Below are 22,489 nucleotides of genomic sequence, written 5' to 3' on the forward strand. Positions count from 1 at the left end.
TTTTTAAATATTAATAGAGAGGCAGTTTTCATTCCATTTGATTATTAACATGCAGCAATACTGCATATAGCGCAATGCAATGAATAGTATAGGAAGTGAAGAATTGGCTATTTTTAGGGGGGATTATGATCAATCGGTTTGTTCGTTATTGGTATCAATCGATGATAGACACTGGTGCAAACTATGTTCATGTAAGTAAGATTGCCCTTACAACCAGGTTAGTTATTACAGCCTTATTGAGTACATTTACCACTATATTTCAATCAGCGGGAGGCTTTATGCCTGGTATTGGCTTCCTGATTAGTCCTCTAGCGACATTACCAATTTTTCTAGCTACTTACGTTTCTATCCGCCAGGGAATCCTCTGTTTTACCCTTTCCGTTTTCCTTTTATTTATTATTCAGCCTAGTGAACTAATTATCTTTCCATTTACAACAGGTTTATTAGGTATAGCGATGGGTGTGGCGTTTTTACAATTGAAGAGAAGAATTTTGATTGTTTCCTTTGTATCAATATGTTTACTTACTGGTATTATGGTGATTCTGTATGGATTCCGTTTTCCTTTGCTAGGACCAACTGTTGATACAACTAGGGATCCAATGGTTATTGCAATAATATTTATATTTTGTTTTCTTTACTGCTGGATCTTCGCGGAAGTTTGTAGAATACTCATGAATAGATTGTGTCGGGCATTGCCTTAAAAGTTTAGTAAAATCTTTTGCTTTTAAAGATAGGTTGATAGTTGCCTCTAGACAATAAAATTAACAAGTACACAAGTTAAACAGACTATATACTTCCCGAAAATCGGGCGCAAAAGTAAAAGATTGATACATTAGTCAAAAATAACATGTATCAATCTTTATTTTTTATGATTTTTTACGAATTAGGTCCTGATAAATTATTTACTGGTTTATTTTTCGTATTGGAAATAATAAATGAAGTATTACAATAATAGTCTTAAAAATGTTGAATATAAACTTATATGCGTTGTAATGGTTTAATCAATGTTATATAATGTAAGTAAGTTACTTATAGTAAGTTAAAAACCAATGAATATTTATAGGAGGCATTGTAATGATACCATCATTATTTTTAGCACATGGATCTCCAATGATCGCAATCCAAAACAATGAATATACAAAAGCACTAAAAGAAATAGGCGAAAATATTAAACCAAAGGCAATCGTTATATTTTCTGCTCATTTTGAAGAATATACAACAACAATTGGATACACAGATTCAGTATATGAAACTATTTATGATTTTGGTGGATTTCCAAAAGAACTTTACGAGATAACTTATCCTGCAAAAGGGTCAAAAGAGATTGCAGAGATGGTAAGCGAACGTTTAAAAGCAAATAACATTCCTACAAACTTTAATACTTCTAGAGGATTGGACCATGGTTCATGGACTTTACTGAAACATATGTATCCTGATGCAAGTATTCCTGTGGTTCAAGTTTCAGTTAATCCAACTTTACCAGCTAAAGAGCAGTATGAAATTGGTAAAGCACTAAGAGGCTTAGGTGAGGAAGATATTTTAGTAATTGGTAGTGGTGCACTAGTGCATAATTTGCGCATCCTTAAGTGGAATCAAACAACACCAGATGAGTGGGCAGTTGAATTCGATGAATGGGTAATAGAAAAAGTTCAAAATCAGGATTTAGATGCGTTATTTAATTGGGATAATGAAGCACCACATGCTAGATTAGCTGTACCTAGAGAAGAACATTTTGTACCTTTATTTATTGCAATGGGTAGCGGACAATTGGAACCAAAGTGGATCTACCGAGGGTATGAGCTTGGGAATTTAAGTTATTTAAGTTTTGCTTTTTAATTGATAAAAATAAAAAAAGATGAACATTCATTTAAAGATATGGATGTTCATCTTTTTTTCTCTCTGAAAATTCTTCTTTAAAAAAGACTTTCAATGGAGATTCATCCATGAAATTCCTCTGTAAAACCATTCATTTTTTTAGATTATATGACCACTTCATAAAATTTCTATAAACTCATAATCTTTATTCATATTGTATTGATTTTATACGTAGGATTAAAAGTAGTTCACTTTTATAAAATTTTGTTTTGTAACGGAGGGGAAAATGATGCGGATCAAAGGTAATTATGTTGAACGGCATCTAGTTAAATACATCAATGAAGATTTCACTTTAAAAGAAGCATATGATTTTCTAATTAAAACTGGGTATAGATGTATTCCTGTTTTAGATAAAAAAGAGGAAAAATATATAGGGAATATTTATAAAGTGCATATTTTGGAATATGAGAAACAAAACACTTTAAATGAGAAAGTATCTAAATTAGTAACAGATACAGACGTCTCAATTTATGAAAACTCATCTTTTTTTGAATTGTTTTTTTCGATTAAAAAATTCCCTTATATTGCTGTACTAAATGATGAAAAAAGATTCTTAGGTATTTTAACTCATGCAAAAGTATTAGAATTATTGCAAGACTCATGGGGATTAAGTAAAGGCGGTTTTGCGCTTACTTTAGCAACTAGCGATTATGTAGGAACACTTGCTAGGATCTCTAAAATTGTAAATAAATACACAACGATTCAAAGTTTAATTACATTGGACAATGAACATCTTTTTGTTCGAAGAGTTGTTGTAACTTTACCTAAAGATGTTTCAGAGGAAAAATTAGAACTCGTTTCATCAGATTTAGAAAATCACGGCTTACGGGTAATTCATATTGAGAGTTTGTAAGTTGTTTTTATACAATTTAAGTTAATTTAAAACTGACTCGTTTTGAAAGATAGGACTACTCTTGAAAAAAGGGTTTCAAGCCTATCATTACAAAGTGAGTCTATTTTTTTGTCTAAAATTTGACTTTCCAAAAGGATTATTGTTCAATAAATAGAATAACTTATGAGAATTAACTGAAAAATGGTTTTGTTAATTAAGTTTTATCATAAGAAATTAGAGGTGATGAAATAGATGAGCGAACTGAAACCAAGTGCTCAGAGAGTACAAGATGAGTTATTAAAAAAAGGGTATGAAAATAAAGTAATCGAAATCTCAACAAGTGCTCGTACGGCTCAAGAAGCTGCGGATGCACTTAATTGTGAAGTGGCCCAAATTGCAAAATCAATTATTTTTAAAGGAATGTATTCGAATCAACCGATTTTAGTCATTACAAGTGGATCAAACCGAGTTAATGAATCTAAGGTAGAGCAGTATGTTAATGAACCTCTAGGGAAAGCATCACCTGAATTTGTAAAAGAACATACTGGATTTGTGATTGGTGGTGTGTCTCCAATAGCTCATACTTCTAAATCAAAAATTTTTATTGATGAAGATTTATATCTATTTATTGAAATATGGGCTGCAGCTGGTCATCCAAAAGCTCTATTTAAATTAACTCCTACTGAATTAAAAGAACTAACGAATGGTGAAATAATAAATGTTAAATAAATATACATAAAAGGGATGTTTTCACGAATTTAATGTGTATTCATCTCTTTTTTTCTATTAAAAAGCAGTTTTAGAACCTGAATTTATTTCTATTCATCCTTGCCCAATGAACAATTTGAAAAAGTAAATTTGCATTATAAAAGAATATAGTATAATAGGATTATCATTTAGTAGATTTTCAATCTAAAAGGAGTTTTCAAATGCTTACAAAAGCAAAACAAAATTTACTACATTATTATGGTTATGAAAGTTTTCGGAATGGACAAGAACAAATTATATCTCGAGTATTAAGTGGAAAAGATACAATAGGGATTATGCCAACTGGTGGAGGTAAATCGATTTGTTATCAAATTCCTGCTACGCTTCTCCCTGGAATTACCCTCGTTATATCTCCGTTAATTTCTTTAATGAAGGATCAAGTGGATGCATTAGATCAAGTTGGAATACCTTCAACGTTTATCAATAGCTCATTATCCTCTAGTGAATATAATGGAAGATTAAGAGAATTACAGAATGGTGATTATAAAATTTTGTATATTGCTCCTGAAAGACTAGAATCACCTGACTTTGTTTATCAATTATCTTCTATACCAATTTCAATGGTTGCGATTGATGAAGCACATTGTATCTCGCAGTGGGGGCATGATTTTAGACCAAGCTATTTGCGTATCCCTAATTTAATCGAGCAACTCCCAAATAAACCTACAGTTATAGCGTTGACTGCTACAGCAACTCCTCAAGTTAAAAAGGACATTTGTCATTTATTACAGATTGATGAATCAACTGCAATTGTAACTGGCTTTGAAAGGGAAAATTTATCGTTTAAAGTGATAAAAGGGCAGAATCGTTTAGATTTTATAAAGAAATATGTTCGTCAAAATCGGAATGAATCAGGAATTATCTATGCAGCAACTCGTAAAGAAGTCGAACATGTTTATGAAGTATTGCAAAAAGAAGGAATTTCGGTTGGTAGATATCATGCAGGATTAAGTGATAAAGAGCGAACAAACCAACAAGATTTATTTCTAAATGATGAATTAACTGTGATTGTTGCGACAAATGCGTTCGGTATGGGGATTGATAAATCCAATGTTCGGTACGTGATTCATTATCAAATGCCCAAAAATATGGAAAGTTATTATCAAGAAGCAGGACGTGCTGGTCGTGATGGATTAGAAAGTGAATGTATTTTACTTTATAGTGCACAAGACGTACAAATTCAGCGTTTTTTAATCGAACAATCAACTGAGAATATTGATCGTCAAAAGCAAGAACTTCAAAAATTACTTTCGATGAAAGATTTCTGTTATTATGAAGGTTGTTTACAGTCATTTATCCTTCGATACTTTGGTGATGAAAATCCTAAATCTTGCGAGAAATGTAGTAATTGCTTAGATGATCGATCATCAATAGATGTAACAACTGATTGCCAAATTGTCCTTTCTTGTATTATCCGAATGGGAGAACGGTTTGGAAAAACTATGGTAGCTTCAGTTTTGACTGGCTCAAAAAATCAGAAGGTATTGGATTTCCGATTTAATCAATTATCTACCTACGGTCTTCTAAAAGATAAATCGGCTAAGGACGTAACGGATTTTATAGATTTTCTAATTTCCGAGCAAGTGATTGGAATGACTGATGGAAAATTCCCGTTATTATATGTAACAACTTCTGGGAAAGAAGTATTACTAAATCAGCGGAAAGTTATGAGAAAAGAACAAATGACCGTAAAAGTACTAACAGTCAATGATGAATTATTTGAATCACTTCGAACCATAAGAAAAGAACTTGCAACTCAAGAAAAAGTACCACCATTTGTAATTTTCTCTGATCAAACACTTCGAGATGTTTGTAGTAAACTTCCAATAACGGAAGAAGATTTATTAAATGTCAAAGGAATTGGTCTTCAAAAGCAACAGAGGTACGGTAAATATTTAATAGAGGCTGTTAGAAAATACAATGAAGAAAACCAACAAGGTGAAATGAATCTTACTGAAACTACTAAAGTAAGAAGTAAATCTAGTAAGAGAGATGATACACCTTCCTACGTAGTAACATATGAATTATATCAACAAGGCATGACTTTAAAAGAAATAGCAAAAGAGAGAGAATTTTCACAAATGACAATTGAGAACCATATTCTTCAAAGTGCTGAAGCAGGTATGGAAATTGAGTGGGGAAAAATTGTATCACCCTCACATGAAGAACTTATTTTGGAGGTAATCGATGAAGTAGGGATTGAAAAATTAAAACCTATTAAAGAGAAATTACCAGATGAAATTACGTATTTTATGATTAAAACTGTCATTGTAAAAAGTAAAATACTAATGATTCAATTATGATAATATCAATAAATTATGAAAATCTACCTACTGCAAAACCGTCAGTTGGTAGATTTTTTTGTTAATGATCATATCACTTGTAAAAGACCTACATAAGAATATTTTTGTTACTTTTTATCTAAAAGTAAGAACATATATTCTCTTTTTGGTAATAAATATGATAAAATATAGTCAGAATAGTTTTTGTAGGTGGAACACCTTTCTTTGGGAACGAAGGGAGGTGATGCGATGTCCGACTATGAGATAGTAACGTTAATTTTTCAATGTATAGGCATTACTACTTCAGTAATCTTCGGCTTACTTGGGATCATCATTTCTTTTACAAAAAAAAAATAGCCACCTAATATTCTCTGCTGGGAGATAGCGGCTATTTTAGACCTATTTAATCGAGGAAAGCTGCCTTGCAGACAACTATTCGGAGGAGATGTGTTAACGGCACATCTCTTTTTAGTATTTTCCTATACTCAATAGTATAATCCTTTCTCATTATTTTGACAATCTAAGTCGATTGTAGCTGATGAACTTTTAAAATTTAAGGTTTCATACAAGGAATTTTTTTTTGAAAAGGTTACGCTTCTCTTTGGAAAACCCTAAAACTTTTTCTATAAAATTGTCTGGAGAGCCATAACGTAATTTCATTTCGTCAAAAGCTGCCTGTAAATAAGATTCATCAGCTTTTAAAAAGGTAATCAATCCATTATTGAGATTGTTTGGCTTCTGGTTAACTTCTTTAATCAGTTTATTATTATTAGATGAACGAAATGTATTGGTTAATAGATAATCTTTCATGATGATTTTCTTAGGAACTCCAAGAATTAGTAATATAATAGCTGTTACAAATCCAGTACGATCCTTTCCAGCTCTACAATGCCACAAAACTACCGGGTCATCCATTTTAATGATCAAATCTATCATGTTCCTTAATGAATTTTGTGCAGTAGTAATTGTCACCATTCTTTTATACATGTTAGTAAAGTATAAATGAATATCTCTATTCATACTAAAATTTATCAGCATATTTAGCATATTTCTGTCAAAAAGGGTCATATCTTCATATATAGGAAAATGAACATCCGTTATACCTTTCATTATTGGGTTTGGCCTTTTTCTTCGTTCCATACTCGTACGTAAATCTATTATTAGCTTTAGTCCTTTTTTTTGTAGATATGATTGACCTGCTTCTGATAAATTTGTTAACTGATCTGAACGAAATAACTTACCCCATTTTACTTTTCGACCATCAATTGTAGGGTAACCACCTAGATCACGGAGGTTTGTAACTCCATTTAAAGTGATTTTTCTTTTATTATTCATTTTATCTCCTATATAAAAATTGGTTTTTTAACTAGGGGTCTTTTCTAAATAAATGTTACATTTGAGATTTGTAACTTTAAAGAACCAGCCGAAAATAGCCTTTAACAATAAACCAATAATTCAAAAACAAAATGAAGAGGAATGAGAGACAAATATTCTTTTTTATTTACATAAATTTAACTCACTAAAAGTAAGAAAAGATGCTATGATAAGATTTGAAAAATAATAAATATTATTAATAATATAGGTTTACTAGGTTAAAAAAGAAAATTTATCGAGTTTGATGTTGTAAAGACAATAAAAGTTTCTATTACTTAATTTTATGTGTTACAACAAAAAAAATGTCGTATAGACATTTTTTTTATATTTTTTTAAAATAATACCATGCTGTGTATTAGGTATACTATTAAGATAAAATTGAACAAATTTAGAAACAATAAAAATATGAATAGATCTAAATGGAGAAATAAAGATGGAACAACAAAAACATTATGACATTATGGAAGTTTGTTTACTGGCAGGTAAACTATTGTTGCAAAATGGAGCTGAAACATATCGTGTTGAGGATACAATGAGAAGAATGGCTGCTTCGTTTGGTATTGAAGAATCGAACAGTTTTGTTACTCCAACTGGCATTATCTTCTCTATTGAAACTGACGAACCTATAGAGACAAAATTAATTCGTGTGTCAGAACGTACAACTGATTTACAAAAGGTAACATCAGTAAATAGAATATCAAGAGAAATAAGCTTCGGAAATTTGTCGCTAAAAGAGGCCTATAACAAATTAAAGGAAGTAGAGAATTCTAAAACTTCATTTTCCTTCCTAAGTCAGTTCATTGCAGCTTCAATTTCAAGTGGATGTTTTTTGATCATGTATAACGGAAACTGGAATGACTTTATCTCAGCAATGATTGCAGGCGGTGGAGGTTTCTTAAGCCTTGGTTATTTTCATAGACTAGTACCAATCAAGTTTTTTGCAGAATTCATGGCATCAATTATTATTGGTTTAATTTCAATAGGATTAGTCCATATTGGTTTAGGCCATGAGATTGATAAAATCATTATTGGTTCTGTTATGCCTTTGGTACCTGGATTACTAATTACAAATGCCGTAAGAGATTTAATGGCCGGTCATCTATTATCTGGTCAATCAAAAGGTGCTGAAGCCTTTCTAACTGCATTTGCGATTGGTTCAGGAATTGCGAGTGTCTTAATTATCTTTAAATAGGGAGTTTTAAACAATATGGAATTAATTGAACAAATTATTACGAGTTTTATCGCTTCTGGAGCGTTTGGTATGATTTTTAGTGTACCAAAAGAATCTCTTTTTAAATGCGGTTTTGTAGGAATGGTTGGATGGATTAGCTATTTTATCCTAACAGAAAATGGTGTTGATATCGTCATTGCCACTGGAATTGCATCATTTATTGTCGCTGTAATAAGTCAAATATTTGCGAAACTATATAAAACTCCCATTATCATTTTTACGGTTAGTGGTATTATACCGTTAGTACCAGGTGGAATGGCTTTTAATGCAATGAAATACTTCGTTGAAAATGATTACAGTAAAGCTATGAGTATTGCTGCAGAAGCATTTATGCTGTCAGGTGCAATTGCAATTGGAATTGTTTTTTCTGAAGTAGTAAATCAAATTATTCGTAAATCTAAATTGGGAATCGCTAAATAAAATTGAAAATACATTTTGAAGCCTAGGTTAACTAGGGTTAAGTAATAAGCTACAAAGTTCTTTTATTATTAGGGACATTGTAGCTTTTTTTATTAGCAATGCAAATAGTAGATTAAAATTGTATTAAAGAGGATTCTCATCAAATAATGGAGAATTTAAAACTTATCCTTTCGAGATACATACTAACTGATATTCTCAATTCAAGGTGTTAATAGTATAGGTGGTGATTAAATAGTGAAATCAAATTTCAATAAAGAAACGAAAGAAATTCTAGACAATCCAGTTAAACAAAATGAAAGTAGTATTGATGTGGAAATAAGGAAAATCATGAAAAAATATAGTGTCGTTGGTTTACAGGCACTTGCAGTAGTAAAGGGAAAAGTTGTTTGGTCTTCAGTTTATGGATACCAAAACTTATCTAGGAAGATATTAATGACGGAAGAAACTCAGTTTAGAATTGCTTCAATTTCTAAGTTGTTTACAGCAACAGCAGTTATGCAACTGATTGAAGATAATAAAGTTGATTTAGATGAGGATGTAAGTTCTTATCTAGGTTTTCTTATTAGAAATCCACACTTTCCAAAAATGAAAATTACTTTACGACAATTATTAACCCATACTTCCTCATTAAACTCAGATGATGTAAATGGCAGTGTCTATGCTCGATTTATAGCAAGTTCACAGACTGAAAAAGTACCTAATTTAAAAGAAATCTTTTTAGAAGATGGTCGATTTTACAATAAACTTCTATGGGGAGAATGGAAACCTGGTACCAATGAAAAGTGGACTTATTCAAATTTAGGATCCATCTTAATTGCAGCGATCATTGAAAAAATATCAGGAAAACGATTTGACCACTATATTATTGATAACCTATTTGAACCCATAGAAATAAAGAATGCTGCTTTTTCTTATCCTAAAAATGAACAAATTGGAAATATAGCAACACTTTACGAATGGGATAAACAATCCAATAAATATTTGGTTACGATCGATGGGAGTAAAAATCAAAAAAATATAAATTGGAATAACTATATCCCAGGTTCAAATGGTGGGATGTTCAATCCTCAAGGTGGTCTTTATATCTCGGTGGAAGAACTAAGTCACTTTATGATTGCACATATGCAAAATGGAAAATACAAGAATCAACGAATTTTAAAAGAACATACCGCAAAAATGATGAAAACTGTTCATTGGAAAAGCGATAATTTAAATCGATTTTTTACAAAAATGGGTTTGCAATTTCATATTAGCAGTGATTTTCTCTCTCAATATCCTAATATGGTTGGCCATTCTGGTGAGGCATATGGGTTATTGAGTGATATGTATTGGGAAGAGGAAAAAGAATTTGGCATTATTTTTATGATGAATGGTTGTAGATTTGATTCAACTATACAGACTAGATTTGATGTTGAAGTTGAACTAGCTTCGGCAATTTATCAAAATATCATCCAAGATGTTATTTGAAAAGTAAATCTTGGTAAAATGATTCTAAGAAGCTACAAAGTTCTTACTAATAGGACTTTGTAGTTTTTTATGACACTAAGGAATTAACGTATCATTACTAAATAATTCCAGACTTATTTTAAACAAGCCCTCCCGGATGAATGGGGTATAAACCACCCTTGAATGAAAAGGAAATCCTACCTGTCTCTTCAGAAACAACAAGACATAGAGCATCACTTTTTTCTGATAGACCAATTGCTGCGCGATGCCTAGTTCCAAGTTTCTGTTTACCTTTATAAGATGCAGATAGAGGAAGTACGTTTCCAGCAGATACGATTGTATTTTGTTTTAATAGAACAGCTCCATCATGAAGAGGGCTACCTGGATAGAAAATGGATTCTAATAGAGGTGCTGAAAGGGTAGCATTTACATGGGTTCCTGAATGGATCAAAGAATTAAGTTCATCATTTCTTTGTATCGCAATGAGTGCGCCATGATTATGCTCTGAAAGATGCTGAACGATAATTGAAAGTTCTTCAAATTGATTAGTATAAGGGGACAAATAGGATTGAAGATAATAAGAGGCTGTTGTCATATGCACTTCGCTAAAAATACTATGAATATGTTCAAATTCATTTAAAATTCCACAACCCTTATGCTCAATCTTATCCATTATTTGATGAATGTTTGTAGTAATTTTATGGAGCTTCTTTTTTAATCCTTCTTTTAATGTACCAGATAATTCAAGTTCTAAGGAATCCATTTTAACTGCACCTCTAATCTCACAATTGTCTTTCTTAATTTTCTCCTTCCTTAGCGAATGTATTCAATTACTCTAATAATTAGATCAATTCAATTGTGGGGGAATCTACATTTTCTAATAGGATTTTGGAAAGGATAATGAAGACATAATTCCGATAATATAGAGCAATGTGGAGCAAAAAATGATAAAGAAAATAATTAGTGAGTTATTAGGTACATATTTTTTAGTTTTTACAGCAACAGGGGCAATTATGGTAAATGAAATGACTCATCGACTTACGCATGTTGGTGAAGCAATTGCTTCAGGTTTTGTCTTAACAGCATTAATTTATGCTTATAGTCATATCTCAGGTGCTCTATTTAACCCTGCAGTAACGATTGCTTTTTTTATTAATCAAAAAATCAGTAAAGTAGAATTGATCGTTTTTGTACTAACACAAATTGTTGCCAGTATGTTCGCGAGTGTATCTTTATTAATTCTTTTCGGTAATATAGCTTCTCTTGGTAGTACCAATCCAATAGGTACGTGGAATCAATCTTTTCTACTTGAGTTTATTTTGACTTTCTTTTTAATAACAGTTATTTTAAATTCCTCTTTTAGTCCTAAGGCGTTAAGGCCATTCTCCGGAATTGCGGTTGGTTTTACGAATTGTATTGAATCTATGTTTGGGGGACCAATCAGTGGGGCATCCATGAATCCTGCACGTTCTATTGGCCCAGCACTAATTTCAGGAAATATTCACGATTTATGGATTTACATTATTTCTCCATTAATGGGTGGATTACTTGCTGCATTAATCTATAAAGCAATGCAAAAACAAAGTTCAATTCCTAAAAATTGATATAAATTACGCTTAGAAACTCAAAAAAGAGTGGTACCTTTACACACTCTTCTCTGAAGTTAAATTGATTAGTTGTATACTAGAGACTTTACTTTCAAAATTAATAACTATTTCATTTTGATTTTTTCAATAACAGTTTGAAATTCATCCGGCTTTAAAAATTCAATCGGTGAAAAACCTTTTTCAAATTGAAGTGTTTCGGCTTCAACTAAGATAACATATTTACCGTTAACCTTTGCAATGTGTAGGCTTTCTCCAAAGTCAGCTAATAGGGCATTAATACCAACATGGTCAGCTTTGAATTTTAATTCAATTTCAGGAGTGTGCTCTACAATTTGAGCTGAAGCTTCAACAACTTCTTCTGAGGTAAAGCGTTCAATTAGTTCACGTTTTGGACTTGCTGCCCAAACTTGCATCGCATTTTCAAATTGTTCACGTTCAGGGCTTTCTTCCTCGAAAACATCATCGATTTTATCATAGACCATTGTCATAACCTGTGACTTTACGATTTCTGGCATTGATTCCTCATACGAAACAAACTTTAAAAAATCCTCAAAATATCTCGCATGAGAAGCTTGATGAATTTTAAGTTCTCTTTCTTCTAACATACCAAGTTCAGGCATATAAGGATACTGAATAGACTTCATATTTTTTGTTGTGATCGCCATTTCAACATTATGAATTAACGTAGCTTCATCGGAAATAGAAGCCACTTTTGGTTCAAAATCACACTTTAAGATAAAAACGAATGGTTCATCAAAATATTTTCGAAGTTTTGCCTGGATTACTAGGAAAACGCCTCCTCTTACAGAACTTGCATCGATATAAGTAGAGATGATTAATTCGTTTGCTTCTTTAAATTCATCAATCGTTTTAGCAGAACGAATTCTTTGAAACAAATTGTAATTTGGGTTTGATTCTAAATCATATCCTTCTTCTACAATAAAATGGCCAAGTTTTGTAGGAACTTGGTCGTTTTTAGGATGACGTTCTACTTTTCGGTTTGCAATCTTAGCTAGTTCACCATCTAAAAAATCTTTTAGAGCACTTTGATCATACATAGTTGAATCAAGTGTTTGGAAATGTTTATATCGTTTATCAGATTGTTCACCTTTTCCTTCAACAGTAACAACATAAAACGATAAAAAGTTTATTTCAAAATCCAATACGATCACCTTTTTCTTTAATCTGGTATTAAGTATAGAGAGGAATTAAAATATCGTCAACGAGAGAGGGGAGATAAAAGATTAGAGAATTAGCTATCAAACAATTGGATAATAGAAAATAAATAATCTCTTATTTTGTAAGTGAATTTTTAGAATTGTTTAAAAGATTTAACTTTAATGATATAGTAGAAATAATATTTAAAAAATAATGCTTTTTATTTACATACACTTCATATAAAAGGGGAAATTGATCAATTGAGAAAAGAAGTATTAGCTACAATATTATTAGTATTTGTTACATTTTTTTGGGGAGCTACATTCGTAATCGTACAAAATGCAATTGCTTTTATCGAACCTTTTTCTTTTAATGCTATTCGTTTTTTATTGGCAGCTTGTATTCTGTTACCGTTTTGGTTAAAAAATTATAAAGGTGGGCTAACTGGAAAACAAATCTTGATTTCTTGTGGAGTTGGATTTATTTCTTTTACAGGGTATTTATTACAAACATTTGGTTTACTCTATACAACATCATCAAAATCAGGGTTCATCACAGGAATCTGTGTCATTTTCGTTCCTGTATTTTTATTTCTAGTATTTAGAGAGCGGTCATCTGTTGGAACGATTATTGCTTGTATAATTGCATTATTTGGTCTAAAAGTACTTACATCGGACGATCACTTTTCATTTAATATTGGTGATACACTAACATTATGCTGTGCTGTTGCCTTTGCATTTCATATTATTTTATCTGGAAAGTATTCCAAAGAAATCAATCCGCTGACCTTTGCTTTTATTCAAATTTTAACGGTTGGTGTGTGCAGTTCGATTTTTTCATTATTCTTTGAAAACACAGGAAGGATTTTTTCAGCTTCACTTTGGCAAAACAATTCATTTGTTTTTGCTGTCGTCATTACAGCTCTTTTTTGCACAAGTATTGCTTATTCTATTCAAATGTTTGCACAAAAACATATTTCATCAACAAAAGCAGCTCTTATCTTTATTTTAGAGCCAGTATTTGCAGCAATGACTTCGGTCTTGTATGGTGGAGAAACATTAACGATGCACACAATTTTAGGAGGTGCATTAATTGTCGGAGGTATGTTCTTATCAGAAATACCACTCCCTAAGAAATTTTCGAAAGTAAAAAATGAAGCTATGTAATTTTACAATAAAATATCTATTAAAAAAGGTTTAATCATGATCGATTAAACCTTTTTCCTTTTCTCCATCAATTGAACTACAGTAGGTTTTGGTTCCCAGCATTTAAACGAATAGGATGTTTTTGTTTCAAATCCTAACCGAGAACAAATGTAAGTCATTTTAGCATCCGTTCTTTTTGCAAGAAAGTGCACACATGTTGCACAGACATGAAAGGAATTCATTAATTACCTCCTTTTTATGGTACCAAATAACATAATAATGGATCTTTTCTAAGGATTGTTGTTTTTGAGATTATTATTTTAAAAGACAGAAGTTGATTACTACGGAAGGTGCGAGACTCCTGTGGGAATAGCGGGAAGGCTGAGACCCCGCAGGAGCGATAGCGACGAGGAGGCTCAGCTCACGCCCCAAGGAAAGCGAGTTCCTGGAGTTGTAATCAACTAACGCATTCTAAATTTGCAACAATGTAAAAGAAAATAGCCAAATTATAAAATCAATCAACACGTTTAGATTATCAATAAAATTAATCGGTTCATTAATAATATTAATTGTCGAATTAAATATTTGAATTAAATGCTTAAAATTGATTGAATATTTTAAAATAAAGCATATAATATGAATTAAGAAAGGAGTTGTTTTATGAATATTCAGATTTTAACAAAGTGTCCAGTGTGCACTGAAAATCTAGAAGCTAAAAAACTTCAGTGTTCTTGTTGCGGAACTACAATTGAAAATACATTTAAATTACCTAAACTACTTTACTTAGAAAAAGAACAATTGCACTTTGTTGAAGTATTTGTAAAATGTCGTGGTAACATCAAAGAAGTGGAAAAAGAGCTTAATATTTCGTATCCAACTGTTCGTGGTAAATTAGAGGAAGTCATTTTAGCTTTAGGGTACGAAAATAAAAAGAAAAAAGAAATTATTAATAAGAAGATTGTGTTAGATTTACTTGAGAATGGAAAAATTTCACCTGAAGAAGCAATAAAGCAGTTAAACCAGGAATAAAAAGTACTTTGCCTTTTGCGGAGACAAAGTACCATTGGAAAAATAATTTACATCATTACTTTATCAAGAATTTTTGGAATTGTCTATAACGAAAGGGAGAGGTAAAATGAGAGAAGAAATTTCACAAATTTTAACGATGCTGGAAGACAAAAAGGTTGATAAAGAACAAGCTACGGAGTTACTAATTGCATTAAAAGGCGAATCAAAAAACAACGGAAAAGACTTGATTATTAATAATAATTATTTAAGTAAATCGCTTCGAGTTCGAGTATTATCTTCTGACGGAGATAAAGTAAATATTAATCTTCCATTGAAATTAATTAAATTATTTGGAAATGTAGCGATGAAATTTCCACAATCAGAAAAGTATTTGAAAGATGTGGATATGAATATGATAATATCTGCGATTGAAAATGAAATAGACGGGCCAATCGTAGATATCACAACAGATGAAGATAAAGTGTTCATCGTAATCGAATAATATGATTAAAATTAAAGTTAATCTTCCAGAGATGAAAGTACCTATTTTTGTTCCAATTCCGTATATGGCTCTTCGATTAATTACCTCAGAACGTTTATTGAAGGTTGCTACTAATAAAATAGACAAAGAATGTGGAACGAATTTAAATGAGTTTGACTTTCAAAGTGTAAAAGATTTGTTAAAAACATTAAAAGAGTTCCGAAATTTAACAATTGTAGATGTTCAATCGAAGGATGGAACAAATGTGAAAATAACTTTATAATTTTAGTACTAAAGTAACCAATTTAAAAACTGATTGGTTGCTTTTTTGCATCTGTAAAAATATAAGTTTTTCTTATCAATCTCTATAAATTTTCAATTATTTTGTTATTGGAAAGGAAAGCGTACTCTTGAAGAGAGGTGAGGATAATGGAGAAACCATTTTTTGAGAAAATATCCAAAGATATGTACACAAAAAGAAGTGCAGATGATAATTGGAAAAATTTGATCTTACAACACGTGGATGTTAGAAATAAAAGTATAGCAGACATTGGATGCGGTGGAGGGATCTATTCAATTGCATTAAGTGAATTAGGTGCTCAAAATGTTATTGGTATTGATCAATCAAAAAATATGTTGGAAGGAGCTAGTGGAAATTGTAAGGAGTATCAAAATATTAAATTCCAAAATGGGAGTGCAACTGAAACTAACTTAAAAACTGAAGAAGTTGACGTGGTCTTAGAAAGAGCTCTTATACATCACATTAAAGAAAAAGATTTAATTAATTGTTTTAATGAAGCAAAACGGATTTTAAATGAAAACGGTCAATTTATTATACAAGATCGGACAAAAGAAGACTGCCTGTTAAATGGGGATAGTGAGCATATTAGAGGATATTTTTTAGAATTTTTTCCTAAATTGGTGGAAAAAGATATTTCAAGAAGACATGCTTCAAAAACAGTGAATGAAAGTTTAATTGAAACAGGTTTTAAAGAAGTTAAAGAAATTACTTTCTGGGAATATCGAAAAACATATTATTCAAAGAATGAATTAAAAGAAGAATTACTATCTAGAAACGGACGCTCATTACTATTTCATTTAAATGATAATGAATTAAATGAATTAGCAAATAAAATTAATGAAAAAGTAAGCGAGAACTTTCCGATAATAGAAAAAGAAAGATGGACGATTTGGATTGCACAAAAATAAAAATGTTTGAAAAAGTAGAAATATGTTGTTTAATTCATATTTCTACTTTTTGTTATAAGAAGGTTTATCTATCAGTAATTATGCTTCTTTCTTAGGTTTTCTTGAGCAATTTTTATTAATTCTTTAACCATACTACCACCTAATCTACCGCCTACTTGACCAGCTTCTTTAGCTGATATTTGACCATTATATCCTTTATTTAGAGAAACCCCAACTTCCTTTGCGGCCTCAAATTTAGCATTTTCTGGATTGTTAACATTTACTACTTGTGCTTTCAGCTGATCTAAAGCTGCTTTTGATTCTGGAACAAGTAGCTTATTTTTTCTAGCCAATACAATCACTCCTTCACTTTTATGATTCCCACGATTTAAAAAAGAATGAGTAATGCATTTAAAGAAGAAATTGATTATTATTAAGGTAGTTGTTCAGTAATTTTATGTGGATCAGATTGAATTTAGTTAGAAAGGGGTATATTACATATATCTATAATTTTGCTGGCACTTCATAAATTTTAAAAAGTATGTTTGAGAGGAAGAGGTAAATGAATTCATTTGTTGTTACATTTCATAAAGAAGATAATGTTGATACAATGCAAGTTCAAAAATTAAATGAAGATGATTACACTAAAGCTACAGAAGGTGGAACAAGACATTTATTTGAAATAGATACAAACATAGGATTTTTTGTCTTTTTTGATGCTGAAGATGCAAGGGGAGATGTATCTCATTTAGTATTACAGTACGAAGAGGAAAGTGAAGATCCAACAGCTTGTTATTCTTTCGCAATGAAAGATTATTATGAATTTATGGCATTATATCTAAACGATTTAGAATTTATTGATGAGTCAGATGATGAAGAAGAGAAAGAATTAGAAGAAAATTCGTCCATTCATCAACTAGTACATTTATTGTTCCATATTGTAGAAGAAGGTAATGACATAAAAGAATAGTTACATAAAGTGGTGTTTTGATGTGAAAGGGCTGTCTATTAAGGTAGATGTGCTCTTTTTTTGTGTAGCAAAATTTATGTGAAATAAAAATTAATGTGTTAAAATAGTAAAATAAAAAATTTAGAGTATAAGAGTAAAAATAATATTGATCAATGAAGTAAGAAAATAGGGGGAGCATATGTACCTGACCATAAAAGAAACAGCGGAATTATTATCATTAAATGAGGATTATATCGAAAATCTAATACTACAAAATAAAATTCGAGTTGTACATGACGGAGAGCAGTATTTAATATATAAAGAGCAATTTAATCATCATTTAGAACAAGTAGAAAAAGCAAAGAAATTGTTAGAAGAGCTAAACAGTGAACCTATACCTGAAGATATTGATGTGAAGGATGAGGACTAAACTATAATTATTACATAAGTTTAGGTTTTATATGAAATCATTAAACTAAATTGAAAATTGAAAAAACAAAAACTGAGTTATAAGTAACTCAGTTTTTGTTTAATTATAATTATTAAGCACCAGGAAAAATTTTATTATAAGGTGTAATTGGTTGCGAACTACTAGCTGTCATACTTTGAGATGATGTTAAATCAGATTCTTTATTTACTAAGTTAAAAGAAACAGATGCAAGAACTACTAAAACTCCAGTGATTAATAAAATTTTTTTCATTTTTATTCCTCCATTGATATTTTTATAGAATAATTCTTTGAGAATTGAAGCAACTTATTACTATCATCATTCAAAATATAAAATTGAATTAAATCTTTTATAAAATAATCAAAGTATGTTTTGTGTTTAATTTCATAAAGATAGGGAATTAAACTTACTTCTAAATAAGAATAATAGTTACTAGTTTCATTGCTTACTTTATAAAAATATAACTTGAAAAAATGTATAAAAAGTAATTGTTTTGAAGAAGTAGCCTCTTCAAGTCCCTCCTTTATGATTGAGATTATGGTTTGTTCATCTTCTAATTTACCATCATAAACACATCTCATATATCCAAAGAATGAATTTAAATAATTAAACTTATTAGTTTTATTAACTTTCATTGCTTTTTGGTAATATATAACAGCAGTTTGATGCATCCCATGTCTATAAAGTTGATAGGCAAAATTATGAAGTAAGTAAACTTGGCGTCCTTCATCTTTAATTTTATCTGCAATATCCAATAAATTATCATATCTCATTTGCACTTCACTAAATTCTAGATGCCCTTCGTCTTCAGTTATCATTAGTAAAAGAGATTCAGTATCTAGTATTCGATGATAGTTATTTGTGAAGATAAAAAATTCTTTTGCTTTTTGTAGATGATAATAAGCCGATATGAAACCTTCACACATATGATAGGCAAGTGCTAAATGATAATGAACTTCTGGGTTTCTGTATAATTCTAAGGAGACTTTTTTCAGATAAATTAATGCTGTATGTACTTCATTCTTCTTAATATAGTATATACCTAGTGTATGATTGAGTAAATCCTCTTCAGGTTGGGGTATTTTTTGATTCCTAAAAGTTCTTGAAAATAAAATTTCTTTGCACAAATCTACCTCATCAATAACTAGGTAATACCTTGCTTTCAATAATATATATCGAATATTTAGTGGTTGGATATATTTAAAATCTTCATTGTTTAGTTCTTCGATAATGTTTAATGCTTTTTGTTTGTCTTGGTGAGTTAGTTGTTTTTGTAGTGATTCTATAAGCTTTTGAACGTTTTCAAGTTTCTCAAGTTCTTCTTCCATAGAAAAACCCATTCGATTACAAAGAAGGGTAATAGTTTCATCAGATACTTCTGTTAAACCTCTCTCAATTTTACTTAAATGTGTTTTTGAACAGATTCCATGTCCTAATTCTTCTTGTGTAAGTCCTTTTTTCTGCCGAAAATATTGAATGATTGACCCTTTATCGAACATATATTCCACTCCAAAACCCCGATTTACAGAATTTTACTTTTATTTTAGTCTAAAAAAAATAGCTTGTCATTGTATTTCTGGAAAATTGACAACAATTTCCTATAAATTTCGACTATTCTTTTATCTACTCCTTACAAAGAACTACAAAAGAAATATTTTTTTTCAAAACTAGGATTCCGAAATAAACTTCTTTAGTCCTTTTATACTATAGGAAGGAGCGTACTCATTAACATGAATAGTAAAAATGAACTTAAAAGACATCTACTAATTGTTGGCGCATCAAATTTAATAACCAAGTTTCGCGAGATTGATTCTTCTATTAAAACAAGTGTCATTTGTCGAACATCTGAATTACAATTCCTAGACAATATTGATCAAAATCAAGCCGTAATCATAATCCAAGATCATGCTCCTATTGAACTATGGGTTGAGTATGCTAAAAAAATGAATGAAGTTGATCCATTTGATAGTGTCATCTCTTTTGTAGAAATCGATCAAGATAAAGCAAGTGCAATTTCGGAAGAGCTTAATCTAAATTATCACAGCTCGTCAACCATCTCATGGATATTGGATAAACATCTTATGAGGAATAGATTGAAAGAGGTTGGGGTAAAGACAATCCAAAGTAAACTGATCAATTCAATTGAAGATATTCGAGAATTTACGAATGAGTTTGGTTTTCCAGCCATACTCAAGCCATCAAAAGGACGGTCCTGTACAGGTATTACAGTTATCAATAATGATACAGAAATAGATGAAGCTTATCTTTTATCAGAAACTTCAAACTCACCTAGATATGAAACTTCTACATTGATGATTGAACCGTTTCTTTTTGGAAGGGAATATAGTGTAGAAACACTTTCTGAAAATGGAAAACATATTATTTTATCGATCTTAGAAAAACATATAGATCATGTAAGTAGAGTTCCAGTAGGTCATTCATTACCTGCACAAATTACATCAGATGTTGAAAACCAAATTAAGACTTATTTGGAGAAAGTATTATCTTCATTAAATATTCAATTTGGTATGACCCATTCTGATTTAATTATCAGTTCGGAAGGGCCGGAAATTATAGAAGTTCATGTTTGTCCTGCAGAAGATCATATACCAGAATTAATACAGGATTCTTTAGGAATTGACTCTTTACAATATCATGTTGAACAAATTATAGGACTCCCAATTGCTGATCGCTTGGAAGACGATTTAATTCAAGCAAAGTCTAATCAAAAAGGTGCTGCAATTTGGTATTCACATATTAATTTTGAAGGTACTCTTAATAGTATTCGGAATACCGAGGATGTTGCTAGTTCTGAAGGGGTACAAGAATTTAAACTACTGATTAATGAAAATACCGAAGTTTCTAGATTGATGAGTTCTTATTCTAGAATCGCATATGTTCGTACACTTGATGAAAATCCGATTCATGCTCTTGAATTAGCAAAAACTGCACTCAAAAAACTAGTCATGTTTTTTAGTGTCAAAGGTTAAAGATCAGGTTGTGTGAAATGAAATTATTCTAAAAGTGGAGGTCACACTATGGGGATTATCAATTTTTTAAATAAAAAAACGATTGAAGATAAACAATATAATTTTACAAACTTAATTGAATATACACAGAAAAAATCAACTTTAATTCTTGAATCAAACTATTTCACTGCAAAAGAGGACTTGAGTTATCCAATTAGAGGAATGGTTAAAATAGAATCAAAACGTAAAATAAAAAGTTATGGAGAATTAACAGAAGAAGAAATAGCAGATTATATCACGATTCTTTCTAAAATTAAAAAAGTCCAGCGGGAAAAATATGGTATTGAAAGAGTTTTTTACTTTTCTAATCAAGAAACCTCTCAATGTTTCCATATGTGGATTATGCCTACTTTAGAATGGATGTTTAATATTTCAGGTTATCAACAAAAAAATGTCTCTCTTAAATTTAAGAAAATTAGATAATGATTAGCTTTAAAACCATGGCTTATATATAAGTTATGGTTTTATTTTTATGCGATATAAATCTTTAGGCTTAAAGAATAAAAATAATACCGGTTTTAAACATTATAAGCTTACAGAAATGATTGTAATAAATAAAAACGTATTACACAAACTAACATTATTAATGAGCTTAATTACAAGGCGGTAGTAGTAAATTTGCTCATTACTATTTATTAAATAGGAGGTTTTACAAATGCCAGACAATAAAAAAACCGAAAATAACAATCAATGGGCAGGACCAAATGTTGAAATTACTGAAAAATCTCGTCAAAATCAAAAAGATGCTACAAATAACCAATGGACATCTACAAATAAAAAAGATAGGGTAGAATAAGTAATTTGAATTTCAATTTTAAAAATGAAAATTAGAAAAATAACCTTATTTGGCCACCGTTATGGTGGTTTTTCATTTGAAAAGACTCTTTCCTAAAAGATTGTTTTTTTTAGGTTATGTAATTTAAAATACAGAAGTTGATTGGAACGGAAGGGTGCTCGACTCCTGTGGGAAATGCGGGAAGGCTGAGACCCCGCAGGAGCGTTTGCGACGAGGAGGCTCAGCTCACGCCCCTAGGAAAGCGAGCATCCTGGAGTGGAAATCAACTTACACATACTTCAATAATACGAGAACAGCCTTGAATAAAAACAAACTACCATTCCAAAATTAAAATGTACCCTATAGAATAGACACTTAAAAAAAGTCTACCTATAGGGTACTTTTTTGTATAATAAGAAAAAATGGAAATTGGGGAAAAGTTAGAATGAGTAAAAAGCTATTTACAGAGAAA

At 30.7% G+C, this 22,489-nt stretch carries 26 protein-coding genes; 19 read left to right on the top strand and 7 right to left on the bottom strand.

Going from position 1 to position 22,489, the window contains the following annotated elements; all coding sequences use genetic code 11:
• Positions 1-128 precede the first annotated feature (128 nt).
• From J5Y03_RS17720 to recQ, 5 genes are all read left to right on the top strand, one after another.
• Entirely contained in the window at positions 129-701 is a 573-nt protein-coding gene (locus J5Y03_RS17720) for a YybS family protein (RefSeq protein WP_209407366.1), read from the top strand.
• A 373-nt stretch (positions 702-1,074) separates the two neighbouring features.
• Entirely contained in the window at positions 1,075-1,836 is a 762-nt protein-coding gene (locus J5Y03_RS17725) for a dioxygenase family protein (protein ID WP_209407339.1), read from the top strand.
• 265 nt (positions 1,837-2,101) lie between these two features.
• On the top strand, positions 2,102-2,728 hold the full coding sequence (gene cbpA, locus J5Y03_RS17730) for a cyclic di-AMP binding protein CbpA (protein ID WP_245208954.1): 627 nt from the start codon (positions 2,102-2,104) through the stop codon (positions 2,726-2,728).
• A gap of 231 nt (positions 2,729-2,959) precedes the next feature.
• On the top strand, positions 2,960-3,436 hold the full coding sequence (locus J5Y03_RS17735; protein WP_209407340.1) for a YbaK/EbsC family protein: 477 nt from the start codon (positions 2,960-2,962) through the stop codon (positions 3,434-3,436).
• Between the two features lie 200 nt (positions 3,437-3,636).
• Positions 3,637-5,778 carry a DNA helicase RecQ gene (gene recQ / locus J5Y03_RS17740; RefSeq protein WP_209407341.1) on the top strand — a complete coding sequence of 714 codons (2,142 nt, stop codon included), beginning with the start codon at positions 3,637-3,639 and terminating at the stop codon, positions 5,776-5,778.
• Positions 5,779-6,318: 540 nt separating this feature from the next.
• On the opposite strand, the gene J5Y03_RS17745 is transcribed toward recQ, so the two are convergent.
• Positions 6,319-7,092, bottom strand: a complete 774-nt coding sequence (locus J5Y03_RS17745) for a tyrosine-protein phosphatase (RefSeq protein WP_209407342.1) — start codon at positions 7,090-7,092, stop codon at positions 6,319-6,321.
• 472 nt (positions 7,093-7,564) lie between these two features.
• Between J5Y03_RS17745 and J5Y03_RS17750 the strand changes: the two genes are divergently transcribed.
• From J5Y03_RS17750 to J5Y03_RS17760, 3 genes are all read left to right on the top strand, one after another.
• Positions 7,565-8,323, top strand: a complete 759-nt coding sequence (locus tag J5Y03_RS17750; RefSeq protein WP_209407343.1) for a threonine/serine exporter family protein — start codon at positions 7,565-7,567, stop codon at positions 8,321-8,323.
• A 15-nt stretch (positions 8,324-8,338) separates the two neighbouring features.
• Positions 8,339-8,782, top strand: a complete 444-nt coding sequence (locus J5Y03_RS17755) for a threonine/serine exporter family protein (RefSeq protein WP_209407344.1) — start codon at positions 8,339-8,341, stop codon at positions 8,780-8,782.
• Between the two features lie 234 nt (positions 8,783-9,016).
• On the top strand, positions 9,017-10,249 hold the full coding sequence (locus tag J5Y03_RS17760) for a serine hydrolase domain-containing protein (protein ID WP_209407345.1): 1,233 nt from the start codon (positions 9,017-9,019) through the stop codon (positions 10,247-10,249).
• A 118-nt stretch (positions 10,250-10,367) separates the two neighbouring features.
• On the opposite strand, the gene cdaS is transcribed toward J5Y03_RS17760, so the two are convergent.
• A complete protein-coding gene (gene cdaS / locus J5Y03_RS17765) occupies positions 10,368-10,991 on the bottom strand; it encodes a sporulation-specific diadenylate cyclase CdaS (protein WP_209407346.1) in 624 nt (207 codons plus the stop codon).
• Positions 10,992-11,172: 181 nt separating this feature from the next.
• Between cdaS and J5Y03_RS17770 the strand changes: the two genes are divergently transcribed.
• The gene (locus tag J5Y03_RS17770) at positions 11,173-11,832 is read left to right on the top strand and encodes an MIP/aquaporin family protein (protein ID WP_209407347.1); all 660 of its coding nucleotides are present in this window, start codon (positions 11,173-11,175) and stop codon (positions 11,830-11,832) included.
• 107 nt (positions 11,833-11,939) lie between these two features.
• On the opposite strand, the gene J5Y03_RS17775 is transcribed toward J5Y03_RS17770, so the two are convergent.
• Complete coding sequence (locus tag J5Y03_RS17775; RefSeq protein WP_209407348.1) at positions 11,940-12,998, bottom strand: DUF3900 domain-containing protein; 1,059 nt, start codon at positions 12,996-12,998, stop codon at positions 11,940-11,942.
• A gap of 255 nt (positions 12,999-13,253) precedes the next feature.
• Between J5Y03_RS17775 and J5Y03_RS17780 the strand changes: the two genes are divergently transcribed.
• Complete coding sequence (locus J5Y03_RS17780) at positions 13,254-14,159, top strand: DMT family transporter (RefSeq protein WP_209407349.1); 906 nt, start codon at positions 13,254-13,256, stop codon at positions 14,157-14,159.
• Positions 14,160-14,203: 44 nt separating this feature from the next.
• Here the strand turns inward: J5Y03_RS17780 and J5Y03_RS17785 are convergent, their stop codons facing one another.
• Entirely contained in the window at positions 14,204-14,380 is a 177-nt protein-coding gene (locus J5Y03_RS17785) for a hypothetical protein (RefSeq protein WP_209407350.1), read from the bottom strand.
• 418 nt (positions 14,381-14,798) lie between these two features.
• On the opposite strand from J5Y03_RS17785, the gene J5Y03_RS17790 reads away from it, so the two are divergent.
• The 4 genes from J5Y03_RS17790 to J5Y03_RS17805 all read left to right on the top strand — a co-directional run bounded on the left by J5Y03_RS17790 (position 14,799) and on the right by J5Y03_RS17805 (position 16,836).
• On the top strand, positions 14,799-15,167 hold the full coding sequence (locus J5Y03_RS17790) for a DUF2089 domain-containing protein (RefSeq protein ID WP_209407351.1): 369 nt from the start codon (positions 14,799-14,801) through the stop codon (positions 15,165-15,167).
• Positions 15,168-15,273: 106 nt separating this feature from the next.
• Positions 15,274-15,648, top strand: coding sequence for a hypothetical protein (locus tag J5Y03_RS17795; RefSeq protein ID WP_209407352.1), 375 nt, complete (start codon positions 15,274-15,276; stop codon positions 15,646-15,648).
• 1 nt (position 15,649) lies between these two features.
• A complete protein-coding gene (locus tag J5Y03_RS17800; protein WP_209407353.1) occupies positions 15,650-15,910 on the top strand; it encodes a hypothetical protein in 261 nt (86 codons plus the stop codon).
• Positions 15,911-16,056: 146 nt separating this feature from the next.
• The gene (locus J5Y03_RS17805) at positions 16,057-16,836 is read left to right on the top strand and encodes a class I SAM-dependent methyltransferase (protein WP_209407354.1); all 780 of its coding nucleotides are present in this window, start codon (positions 16,057-16,059) and stop codon (positions 16,834-16,836) included.
• A gap of 71 nt (positions 16,837-16,907) precedes the next feature.
• On the opposite strand, the gene J5Y03_RS17810 is transcribed toward J5Y03_RS17805, so the two are convergent.
• Positions 16,908-17,168, bottom strand: coding sequence for an alpha/beta-type small acid-soluble spore protein (locus J5Y03_RS17810; protein WP_209407355.1), 261 nt, complete (start codon positions 17,166-17,168; stop codon positions 16,908-16,910).
• 209 nt (positions 17,169-17,377) lie between these two features.
• On the opposite strand from J5Y03_RS17810, the gene J5Y03_RS17815 reads away from it, so the two are divergent.
• Together J5Y03_RS17815 and J5Y03_RS17820 are read left to right on the top strand one after the other, a co-directional pair.
• The gene (locus tag J5Y03_RS17815) at positions 17,378-17,785 is read left to right on the top strand and encodes a cytosolic protein (RefSeq protein ID WP_209407356.1); all 408 of its coding nucleotides are present in this window, start codon (positions 17,378-17,380) and stop codon (positions 17,783-17,785) included.
• Between the two features lie 178 nt (positions 17,786-17,963).
• Positions 17,964-18,194, top strand: a complete 231-nt coding sequence (locus J5Y03_RS17820; RefSeq protein WP_209407357.1) for an excisionase family DNA-binding protein — start codon at positions 17,964-17,966, stop codon at positions 18,192-18,194.
• A gap of 112 nt (positions 18,195-18,306) precedes the next feature.
• Here the strand turns inward: J5Y03_RS17820 and J5Y03_RS17825 are convergent, their stop codons facing one another.
• Together J5Y03_RS17825 and J5Y03_RS17830 are read right to left on the bottom strand one after the other, a co-directional pair.
• Positions 18,307-18,465, bottom strand: a complete 159-nt coding sequence (locus J5Y03_RS17825) for a hypothetical protein (protein WP_209407358.1) — start codon at positions 18,463-18,465, stop codon at positions 18,307-18,309.
• Positions 18,466-18,467: 2 nt separating this feature from the next.
• Positions 18,468-19,712, bottom strand: a complete 1,245-nt coding sequence (locus tag J5Y03_RS17830) for a helix-turn-helix domain-containing protein (RefSeq protein WP_209407359.1) — start codon at positions 19,710-19,712, stop codon at positions 18,468-18,470.
• A gap of 231 nt (positions 19,713-19,943) precedes the next feature.
• Here J5Y03_RS17830 and J5Y03_RS17835 point away from each other — a divergent pair, with 231 nt between their 5' ends.
• From J5Y03_RS17835 to J5Y03_RS17845, 3 genes are all read left to right on the top strand, one after another.
• Positions 19,944-21,203: an ATP-grasp domain-containing protein gene (locus J5Y03_RS17835; protein ID WP_209407360.1), complete on the top strand. Its 1,260-nt coding sequence runs from the start codon at positions 19,944-19,946 to the stop codon at positions 21,201-21,203.
• Positions 21,204-21,251: 48 nt separating this feature from the next.
• On the top strand, positions 21,252-21,665 hold the full coding sequence (locus J5Y03_RS17840) for an HIT family protein (protein ID WP_209407361.1): 414 nt from the start codon (positions 21,252-21,254) through the stop codon (positions 21,663-21,665).
• Between the two features lie 232 nt (positions 21,666-21,897).
• The gene (locus J5Y03_RS17845) at positions 21,898-22,038 is read left to right on the top strand and encodes a hypothetical protein (protein WP_209407362.1); all 141 of its coding nucleotides are present in this window, start codon (positions 21,898-21,900) and stop codon (positions 22,036-22,038) included.
• Positions 22,039-22,489: the final 451 nt, after the last annotated feature.

The organism is Gottfriedia endophytica, from assembly GCF_017814275.1.
GTDB lineage: Bacteria > Bacillota > Bacilli > Bacillales > Bacillaceae_G > Gottfriedia > Gottfriedia endophytica.